The 8,184-nt window shown below is 70.9% G+C and carries 9 protein-coding genes and 1 riboswitch; of the genes, 5 read left to right on the top strand and 4 right to left on the bottom strand.

All coding sequences use genetic code 11. The features are described from left to right. Window positions 1–165 precede the first annotated feature (165 nt). Window positions 166–336: riboswitch (M-box (ykoK) riboswitch) on the bottom strand. 167 nt (window positions 337–503) lie between these two features. After that, entirely contained in the window at window positions 504–989 is a 486-nt protein-coding gene (locus HKK72_RS32300; RefSeq protein WP_187238225.1) for a DUF6328 family protein, read from the top strand. A gap of 42 nt (window positions 990–1,031) precedes the next feature. Here HKK72_RS32300 and HKK72_RS32305 read toward each other — a convergent pair whose 3' ends face one another. The 3 genes from HKK72_RS32305 to HKK72_RS32315 form a co-directional block, all read right to left on the bottom strand. Then, on the bottom strand, window positions 1,032–1,391 hold the full coding sequence (locus HKK72_RS32305; RefSeq protein WP_187238226.1) for an MmcQ/YjbR family DNA-binding protein: 360 nt from the start codon (window positions 1,389–1,391) through the stop codon (window positions 1,032–1,034). A 98-nt stretch (window positions 1,392–1,489) separates the two neighbouring features. Further along, window positions 1,490–2,347 (bottom strand): ABC transporter permease, encoded by an 858-nt coding sequence (locus HKK72_RS32310; protein ID WP_187238227.1) that lies wholly within the window; start codon window positions 2,345–2,347, stop codon window positions 1,490–1,492. Further along, a complete protein-coding gene (locus HKK72_RS32315) occupies window positions 2,344–3,255 on the bottom strand; it encodes an ABC transporter ATP-binding protein (protein WP_315987563.1) in 912 nt (303 codons plus the stop codon). The genes HKK72_RS32310 and HKK72_RS32315 overlap by 4 nt, the downstream gene beginning before the upstream one ends. 215 nt (window positions 3,256–3,470) lie before the next feature. On the opposite strand from HKK72_RS32315, the gene HKK72_RS32320 reads away from it, so the two are divergent. Genes HKK72_RS32320 through HKK72_RS32335 form a run of 4 tightly spaced genes read left to right on the top strand, consistent with a single transcriptional unit; the run spans window position 3,471 to window position 7,076 of the window. Beyond that, on the top strand, window positions 3,471–4,373 hold the full coding sequence (locus HKK72_RS32320; protein WP_187238229.1) for an ATP-binding cassette domain-containing protein: 903 nt from the start codon (window positions 3,471–3,473) through the stop codon (window positions 4,371–4,373). A 1-nt stretch (window position 4,374) separates the two neighbouring features. After that, window positions 4,375–5,115, top strand: coding sequence for an ABC transporter permease (locus HKK72_RS32325; RefSeq protein ID WP_187238230.1), 741 nt, complete (start codon window positions 4,375–4,377; stop codon window positions 5,113–5,115). Between the two features lie 37 nt (window positions 5,116–5,152). After that, a complete protein-coding gene (locus HKK72_RS32330; protein ID WP_261987420.1) occupies window positions 5,153–6,445 on the top strand; it encodes a sensor histidine kinase in 1,293 nt (430 codons plus the stop codon). Further along, entirely contained in the window at window positions 6,438–7,076 is a 639-nt protein-coding gene (locus HKK72_RS32335; protein WP_187238232.1) for a response regulator, read from the top strand. Before HKK72_RS32330 ends, HKK72_RS32335 begins: the two co-directional genes overlap by 8 nt. 12 nt (window positions 7,077–7,088) lie before the next feature. Here HKK72_RS32335 and HKK72_RS32340 read toward each other — a convergent pair whose 3' ends face one another. Next, window positions 7,089–8,015, bottom strand: coding sequence for a hypothetical protein (locus HKK72_RS32340; protein WP_261987421.1), 927 nt, complete (start codon window positions 8,013–8,015; stop codon window positions 7,089–7,091). Between the last annotated feature and the right edge of the window lie 169 nt (window positions 8,016–8,184).

Genomic DNA, 8,184 nt, shown 5'->3' on the forward strand with positions numbered 1-8,184 from the left:
GCCGACCGGTGTCACGGTGCTGGCCGGGGCCGCGCAGGCCGCGCGTTTGAGTGCAACGGAATCGAATCAGCGATGGTGACTGCTGCCGGGACTCGTCCCGTCACCTCGTCGCGCTCGTGCCCTTCGGGAACGGCACACGGCCGGCGGCGTGAACGGCGACCATCGGACGCACCCCTCACGTAAGAGCTTTGGCAACGCACGGCGTGATCCCGCGAGCGGGAAGCCACCTGGGGTCACCCCTTAACCCGGGGAGACCTGTCCTGACCCTGGGCGTCTCTCGACGTTGGGGGTCAGTGGCCTGTGTCCGTACATACGCCTCACCGAACGAGGTGCAGCAACTTCAGTGCATCCGCTGGTCAGCGGCTTGTCAAGCGGCCGAGAAGCACTAGGCCGCCGTTGCCCGACATCACAGACAAACCATGACAGATCCACACGAGTTAGGATCAGCGCACCTCATCTCTTGATCCCTTGGATGAGCCCCCGTGACCCCGAGGAGCCCAGCGATGACAGCTGACGGATCGGCCGCCCCCAACGACCCGTCCGAGGAGACCCCGGGCCAACGCGCCGACCGTAACTTCGTCGAGCTCCTGCAGGGACTCCGGGTGGCGGTCACCGGCGTACAGGTCCTTTTCGCGTTCCTGCTCACCGTCCCGTTCTCACCTGGGTTCGCCAAGATCGCGGCAGCCGACCGCCGCCTGTTCTACGTGGCCCTGGTGTCGGCCGCCATCGCGTCGATGTTCTTCATCGCCCCGGTCGCCCAGCACCGCGTGCTGTTCCGCCAGGGCCTCAAGGAGCCCCTGGTGAAGCGGGCGAACCTGTACGGCCTGATCGGGACCCTCGCGCTGGCCGTCTCGATGACCTCGGCCACCCTGATGGTCGTCGACTACCTGTTCGACGGGCCTCTTCCCCTGATCACCGCCGTGGGCACCGCCGGTCTGGCGGCGTGGCTGTGGTTCATCGAGCCGATCATCCACCGCTCCAGCAACTGACCGGACGGACCAGGGCCAAGGCCCCAGTGCCTCTCGTCGACCTCAGTGCCGCTCGTCGAGAAGCGCGGCCAGCCGCTTCGGCGCGACCATCCGGTAGCTGTCCTCGATGAGCTCGGTCAGCTCGTCCCAGTCCTGGTCGACATCCAGCCGGGCGCCCACCCAGCCCTTGTGACCGACGTAGGCCGGGACGAAGAAGCGCGTGGAGTCCGATGCCACCAGGGCCTCCTGCACTCCCGGCCCCGCCTTGAACGTCATCGACCGCCCGTCCTCACTGGTCATCACGAACAGCTTGTCGCGGACCCGGAAGGAGGGCGCGGAGTGACCGCCGAACGGCTTCTCCACGGCCTCCGGCAGAGGGAGGCAGATGTCCCGTAGCCGCTCCGCCAGGTCGTCGCCGCTCATGTGCGCCATCCCTTCCGTCCGCTCCCGCCGGGCCTCGCGGGTTCCATGTCATCGGCGGCCGGGCCCGGCCGATCAGCCTACAAGCGCGAGCTCGGCCTTCACAGGTCCCGCCGGTGCACGACGATCACGGCGATGGCCGCCGCGACGAGCGGCCAGGTTCCGAACACGATCCATGCCTCAGTGATCGTCTCGGGATATCTACCGGGGAAGGGCGGTGGTTTCGCGGGGTTGTCGGTCAGGGCGTCCCAGGCGATGAGCGGTGTCGCGTTGCCGATCTCCTTGACCCATCGGTACGTCTCGCCCTGGAAGAGTATCGGCAGGAGGAGCAGCACTCCGACGGCCGCGACGACGGTGCCGGCGCCGTGCCGGATGAGGGCGCCGAGTGCCATCCCGACCAGCGCGGACAGCGGGGCGAGCAGCGCGGACGCGGTGACGGCCCGAAGTGCGCCGGGGGCGCTGATCGACAGGCCGATGCCCTGCCCGTCGTAGATGGCCTGGGTCAGACCGAACGAGGCGATCGAGACGACCGCCCCGAAGGCCAGCATGGTCGCCGCCACCACGACCGTCTTGGCCGCCATCACCGCACGGCGGTCGGGGACGGCCGCGAACGTCGTGCGGATCAGCCCGCTGGCGTATTCGCCGAAGACCGTGACCGCGCCGACGCCGGCGGCGATGAGCATGAGGATCTCGTACGCCTCGGGGACGAAGGCCGAGTGCAGCGAATCGATCGCCGTGCCCGCGCCCGGATCCGGGCTCGCCGCGATCAGATGGACGTTGGCGCGGGCGGAGTTCGCGCAGATGCCGATGGACAGCAGCGCGCCGGTCACGAGGACACCGTAGGTCGAGCGAAGCGACCACAGTTTGATCCACTCCGCGACGAGCAGGTGGCGGAACCGGGCGCGGGGTTCTGTACGGGGCACCGGCGCCGCCTGTCCCGAGACGGTCGAGGTGCTCATCGGGTCTCTCCTGCGGGGTATTCGACACTGTCGGCGGTGAGTTCCATGAACGCCTCTTCCAGCGATGAGCTCCGGGCGGTGACCTCGTGCAGCATGAGGCGGTGGCCGAAGGCGAGCTCGCTGATGCGGGCCGCGCTGAGCCCGGTCACCGTGCACGATCCATCGTCCTCGAGCTTCACCGAGGCGCCTTCGGCGGTCATCAGAGCGGTCAGCGCGGCGGGGTCGGGCGTGCGAACGGTCACGCTCTGGCGGGAGCCTCGGGCCGCGAACTCCGCCAGGGACTCCGAGGCGATCAGCTCGCCCCGGCCGATGACGATGAGCCGGTCGGCGGTGTGCTCCATCTCGGTCATCAGATGGCTGGAGACGAACACGGTGCGGCCCTCGGCGGCCAGCCGGTGGAACATGCCGCGCAGCCACAGCACGCCCTCGGGGTCGAGCCCGTTGAGCGGCTCGTCGAACAGCAGCACCGGCGGGTCGCCGAGCAGCGCGACGGCGATCCCGAGCCGCTGCTTCATCCCCAGGGAGAACCCGCCGATGCGACGCCGCCCCGTGCTCGCCAGGCCCACCTCCTCCAGCACCTCACCGACCCGGCTGCGAGGTATGGCGTTGCCGGCGGCCAGGGCGGACAGATGCGCCACCGCGCTGCGCCCGCCGTGGACGTCGTGGGCGTCGAGCAGCGCGCCGACATGACGCAGCCCGCGCGGCCGGTCCCGGAACGGGCGCCCGTCGACGGTGACGGTTCCGGCGGTGGGATCGCTCAGACCGAGGATCATCCGCAAGGTGGTGGTCTTACCGGAGCCGTTCGGGCCGAGGAACCCGGTGACGACGCCGGGGCGCACCGTGAAGCTCAGAGAGTTCACGGCGGTCACCCGGCCGTAGCGTTTGGTCAGTTCATTGGCTTCGATCACCCGATCAACGGTGCCTGAGCCGGCCCCGGCCCGGCATCGGGCCGTCGTCCACATTCGCGCGGGCCCCTGTCGACCGTGGGCGTGGGCTCACGGGCCAAGCCGGGACGGCATGCCGCCCCGGCACAGGTCGTACGCCGGCATCAACCGAACGGCTGATGCCGCTTCGAGCGTGATGGGCGATGCCCACGGCGGTCCTCCGCCTGGATCCTCAGAGCATGCCAATCATCGAAGTGAACGGGTTGCGAAAGGCCTACGGCGGCCGTCCCGTGGTCGACGGCGTCTCCTTCGCCGTCGAGGAGGGCGAGATCTTCGGCGTTCTCGGGCCGAACGGCGCGGGAAAGACGACGACCGTCGAATGCGTCGAGGGGCTGCGCGTGCCCGACGCCGGTGAGGTACGGGTGGCCGGCCTCGACCCCATCGGCGACCACGACCGGGTCACCCGGCTCCTCGGCGCCCAGCTCCAGCAGAGCGAACTGCAGGCGAAGCTGACCGTGCGAGAGGCACTGGAGCTCTACGCCGCCTTCTACTCCCGGCCGGCGGACTGGCGGTCGCTGGCCGAGCGACTCGGCCTCGCCGACCGGCTGGACGCGCGGTTCGGCAAACTGTCCGGCGGGCAGAAGCAGCGGCTGTTCATCGCGCTCGCCCTCATCGGAAGTCCCCGGATCGTCGTGCTCGACGAGCTCACCACCGGGCTCGACCCGCGTGCCCGGCGCGAGACCTGGAAGCTGATCGAAGAGGTACGGGACTCGGGCGTGACCGTCCTCCTCGTCACCCACTTCATGGAGGAGGCGCAGCGGCTGTGCGACCGCGTGGCCGTCATCAACGAGGGCCGGATCGCCGCCGTCGACAGCCCCGCCGGTCTCATCCGCCAGGCCGCGGGCTCGGCCGTCATCTCCTTCTCACCCTCGGAGCCGCTCGACGATGACGAACTCGCGGCCCTGCCGGCGGTCACATCCGTCGAACGCGAGGGCGACACGCTGACCATCACCGGGTCCGACGAGACCGTCAACGCGGTGATGTCCATGCTCGCCCAGCGGCGGATCACCGCCCGGCGGCTCCGCGTCACCGAGGCCACCCTCGACGACGCCTTCCTCGACCTGACCGAGCAGGGAGACTGACATGCCCGCACCCACCGCCGTCCTCAAGTCCGAGGCCCGCCTGTTCGGCCGCGAGTTCGGGGCCGTGTTCTGGATCGTGGTCTTCCCGACCGTGCTGCTGACGATCCTCGGCCTGGTGCCGGCCTTCCGCGAGGCCGACCCGGAGATGGGCGGCCGCAGGGTCATCGATCTGTACGTACCGGTGTCGGTGCTCCTCGCCCTGATCATGGCCGGGGTACAGGCCATGCCGGCCGTCCTCACCGGATACCGCGAGCGCGGCATTCTGCGCCGCATGTCGACGACACCGGTACGGCCGGCGTCGCTGCTGACCGCGCAGATCGTACTGCACGCCGCCGCCTGCCTCGGCTCGGCGATCCTCGTCCTCGCCGTGGGCCGGATCGCCTTCGGGGTCGCGCTGCCCGGGCAGCCGGCCGGCTATGCCGTGGCACTGGTGCTCGCGACGCTCGGCGCGATCGCGCTGGGCGCCACCATCTCGGCGGTCTCGCGCACGACGAAGGTCTCCACGACGGTCGGCACGATCATCTTCTTCCCGATGATGTTCGCCGCGGGTGTGTACGTGCCGGTCCAGGTGATGCCGGACGCCCTTCAGCGCATCGTGCAGCTCACCCCGTTCGGCGCCGCGTCGCAGGCGCTCGACCAGGCCATGGCGGGTGACTGGCCCGGCGTCTCGCACCTCGGCGTGCTGGCGCTGTGGGCCGTGGTGCTGACCGGTGGGGCCGCGCGCTGGTTCAAATGGGAGTGAACTGGTCCGCATGGGATGTACGCGGGAGACTGCTCCCATGACCGGCGACCCGATGACCGTCGAGCAGGTGACCGTCGAGCAGTGGTGGGGCCGGTTCTTCCGCTGGGGTCCCTACGTCCTGCTGCTGCTCGGCGCACTGCTCACGGCCGCCACCGCCGATCTGCTGATGACCCGGGCCGAGACGTACGCCGCCGTACCGCTCGCCATGGCGGCGGTCGCCCTCCACGTGTGGTGGGGCCGGCACGCGCAGTGGCCCCAGTACACGCGGCAGCCGGGGGACGCGCCATCGCCGGGGAATCTCGTGGCCGGCCGGGTCTACTACACCGCACGGTTCACGCTGGCCTTCGCGCTCACCTGGCTCAACCCGTTCTTCGCCGTCTACGCGGTGCTCGGCTACTTCGACGCCGACCGGTTGCTGCCGCGTCGTGCGGCGCAGGCGGGCGTGGTGGGCACCGCCGTGACGATGGCGGGTTCACAGTCCGGCGGGCTGCCTCCGCTCAGTGTCGTGCAGTGGGCGGGCTTCGCGGCGCTGTTCGCGCTCAACGCGTCCCTCGCCCTCATCTTCGGCCACCTCGGATTGCAGGAGGAGCGGAAGACCAGGGCCAGGGCGGCCACCATCGTCGAGCTGGAACGCACCAACGCCCAGTTGGAGCAGGCGCTCCAGGAGAACGCGGCGCTCCATGCCCAGCTGCTCGTCCAGGCGAGGGAGGCCGGCGTCGACGACGAACGCCGGCGCCTCGCCGCGGAGATCCACGACACCATCGCCCAGGGTCTGGCGGGCATCGTCACCCAGCTCCAGGCGGCGACCGATCACGAGGACCCGTCGATGGCCCGCGACCACATCGAGCGCGCCGCGGCCCTCGCCCGGCAGAGCCTGGGTGAGGCCCGTCGCTCGGTCCAGGACCTCGGCCCGGGCGCGCTGGAGCACGACGCCCTGCCCGAGGCCCTGAAGAAGATCGTTGATGCGTGGTCGACGTCGACGGGCGTACGAGCCGAGTGCGTCGTCACCGGCGTCGTGGAGCCACTGCACGACGAGGTCGAGGCCACCCTGCTCCGGATCGCCCAAGAGGCGATCGCCAATGCCGGCCGGCACGCCCGTGCCACGCGGCTCGGCGTCACCCTGTCGTACATGGACGACGAGGTGAGCCTGGACGTCCGCGACGACGGCAGCGGCTTCGATTCGCTCGCGGTGCCCGGGACCGCCCGCGGCTTCGGCCTCGGCGGCATGCGGGCCCGCGCCGAACGCATCGCCGGCACCCTCGACATCGAGTCCGAGCCGGGGCACGGGACCGCCGTCTCCGCTCGCGTACCGTTGGTGCGCCATGGCTGAGAACACCATCACCCTGCTGATCGTCGACGATCATCCGGTCGTACGGGACGGGCTGCGCGGCATGTTCGCCTCGGCTGCCGGATTCGAGGTCGTCGGCGAGGCCTCCGACGGGGTCGAAGGGGTGGCGCTCGCCGCTCGGCTCGACCCTGATGTGGTGCTCATGGACCTGCGGATGTCGGGCGGGGGCGGGGTCGACGCCATCGCGGAACTGACCCGTCGCGGGCTGCGCTGCAAGGTGCTGGTGCTCACCACGTACGACACCGACTCCGACACCCTCCCCGCGATCGAGGCCGGCGCCACCGGCTACCTCCTCAAGGACGCGCCGCGCGACGAGCTCTTCACCGCCGTACGGGCGGCCGCCGAGGGAAGGACGGTGCTGTCGCCCGCCGTCGCCTCACGCCTGGTCTCCCGGGTCAGGGCACCGGGCAGCGAACCGCTGAGCGCCCGTGAGCGCGAGGTGCTGCGACTCGTCGCCAAGGGCACGTCGAACCGCGAGATCGCCGCTGTCCTGTTCATCAGCGAGGCCACGGTCAAGACCCATCTCACTCACATCTACACCAAGCTGGGGGTCAAGGACCGGGCCGCGGCCGTCGCCGTTGCCTACGACCGCGGCATTCTCGGTCGTAGCTGACTCGGGCGCGACCTACCCGGCCGGGCCCGCGCCCGGGTGCAGCTCGGTCCGCAGCTCATGGGCCCCGTCGGCACGGGTCGCCTCGTAGTACAGGCGCCACCCGCCGCCCGGCAGCGGTACCGCGCACAGGTAGCGCAGCCCCCTTCCGGCGTGTGGCGACTCGGCGACGGGACGGGCCTCCGTCGGCACCAGCGCCCCGAACCCCGTGCCGATCGCCAGGCCCGTGCGCTCCTCGTAGTTCTCGACGGCGCTGGCGCGACCGTCGTAGTAGGCGAAGGTGCGGCCCGAGTGCGGCACGACCGCCGCGACGCGCACGCCCCGCGAGTCCCACTCCCCCGGCCGGCCGCTGAGCACGGTGCCGTGCCACGACCAGTCCAGCCCGTCGGCGCTGGTCGCGTAGTCGGTCACCATCTGATCGGCCTGGTCGGGGTCGGCGAGCGGGTGGCAGGAAGCCCAGAGGTGCCACTTGCCGCCGTGCCGCAGGATGACCGGGTCCTTCACCCCGACGCTCGCGCTTCCGGGCAGCACGACATCGGACCGGGACGGGTCGAAGCCGTCCGGACCCGCCGCCTCGAGCAGCTCGACCCGCCAGTGCTTGGTGCCGGGGGTGCCGCAGCTGAGGTACAGCCGCCACGAACCCTCGTCGGTGACCACCAGGGCGGGCCGCTCCAGCGAGTCGGCCGCCATGTCGTCCTTCTCGACGACGGTCAGCGTCTCGAAGCGCTCCCCGTCCGCGGACGCGGCCACGACGACGGCGTATCCGCGCCCCTCGCCGATCGGCCGCCGCAGCCGGTAGGCCAGATAGGTGACGCCGTCCACGACACAGGAACTCGGCGCTCCCGCCCAGTGGCCAGGGGTGTCCCGGGGCGGCGGCACGACCGGTCGGGATCGGTCGAGCCGGGGGGCGGGGAATGGCGGCGCGATCTCCTCGGTGGGCACACAGCGATCATAGGGACGTCAGGACTTGATGGCCCTGGCGTCGCGCAGCTCGACGTAGGGCTCCTCGTCGCCGGGCAGCCCCGCGGCGATGGCCCGGCTCCGTTCCAGTTCGGCGTTGAGCTCGGCCCCGATCAACAGCGCCAGGTTCGTGACCCACAGCCACACCAGG

Source organism: Actinomadura sp. HBU206391 (genome assembly GCF_014323665.1).
Taxonomy (GTDB): domain Bacteria; phylum Actinomycetota; class Actinomycetes; order Streptosporangiales; family Streptosporangiaceae; genus Actinomadura_C.

What these genes read in the sequence shown, in the direction of transcription:
- HKK72_RS32305 (WP_187238226.1), bottom strand. Translation starts at nt 1,391, where the DNA reads ATGAGCGGCGACGACCTGGCGGAGCGGCTACGGGACATCTGCCTCCCT.
- HKK72_RS32330 (WP_261987420.1), top strand. Translation starts at nt 5,153, where the DNA reads ATGACCGGCGACCCGATGACCGTCGAGCAGGTGACCGTCGAGCAGTGG.
- HKK72_RS32300 (WP_187238225.1), top strand. Translation starts at nt 504, where the DNA reads ATGACAGCTGACGGATCGGCCGCCCCCAACGACCCGTCCGAGGAGACC.
- HKK72_RS32310 (WP_187238227.1), bottom strand. Translation starts at nt 2,347, where the DNA reads ATGAGCACCTCGACCGTCTCGGGACAGGCGGCGCCGGTGCCCCGTACA.
- HKK72_RS32335 (WP_187238232.1), top strand. Translation starts at nt 6,438, where the DNA reads ATGGCTGAGAACACCATCACCCTGCTGATCGTCGACGATCATCCGGTC.
- HKK72_RS32320 (WP_187238229.1), top strand. Translation starts at nt 3,471, where the DNA reads ATGCCAATCATCGAAGTGAACGGGTTGCGAAAGGCCTACGGCGGCCGT.
- HKK72_RS32325 (WP_187238230.1), top strand. Translation starts at nt 4,375, where the DNA reads ATGCCCGCACCCACCGCCGTCCTCAAGTCCGAGGCCCGCCTGTTCGGC.